At 65.3% G+C, this 567-nt stretch carries 1 protein-coding gene; it reads right to left on the bottom strand.

Translation table 11 applies throughout. From position 1 onward, the window contains the following. Window positions 1-490 (bottom strand): DUF5998 family protein (locus tag JCM19049_RS17115; RefSeq protein WP_054822106.1); only part of this gene is annotated, 490 nt, incomplete at its 3' end. Window positions 491-567: the final 77 nt, after the last annotated feature.

The following is a 567-nucleotide window of genomic DNA, read 5'->3' as shown; positions in this document are numbered from 1 at the left end:
CCTCGGGCTGCGCGGTGCCGGTCACCCCGTGGTCGGCGTCGCATTCCGGGTCCGCGCAGGCGGCGGGGGTCAGGTCCAGGCGGGTGGTGCCGTTCCAAGACAGCCCGAAGGTCAATTCGCGCACCGCGTCCCCGCTGCGGTAGTGCTGGGGCTGGTGGAAGACGTAGCTGGTGGCCACCGAGGCGATGCGCTTCAGGGAGATCATTTCGGTGGAGACCTGGGCGACGACCTGCTGGCCGTGGTCATCGAGCTGCTGGTCATCAACGTGGATGATGAACAGCGAATTGTCGCTGAGCACCAGCACGGTGATGTGGCGGTGCACCTCGGTGCGGTCGAAATGGGTTTCCAGGTGGACATAGTGGTCCAGGATCGGCCGGCTGTACATCGCTTCGGACAGCACGTCCTGGATCATCTGCGGATAGAAGCCGGCCCGGACCAGATCCTGCTGCAGTTCAGCGGCTGCAGTGGTCGAATACGATGGAGAACTCATGCCTTAAGTTTACCCAGTGCACCCGACTCTTACCTATGAGCCGCCCGCCCGGTGCGCCCCGCCCGCCGGGCGGTGGG

The organism is Arthrobacter sp. JCM 19049, assembly GCF_001310435.1.
This window is presented reverse-complemented; position numbering and strand designations above follow the sequence as displayed.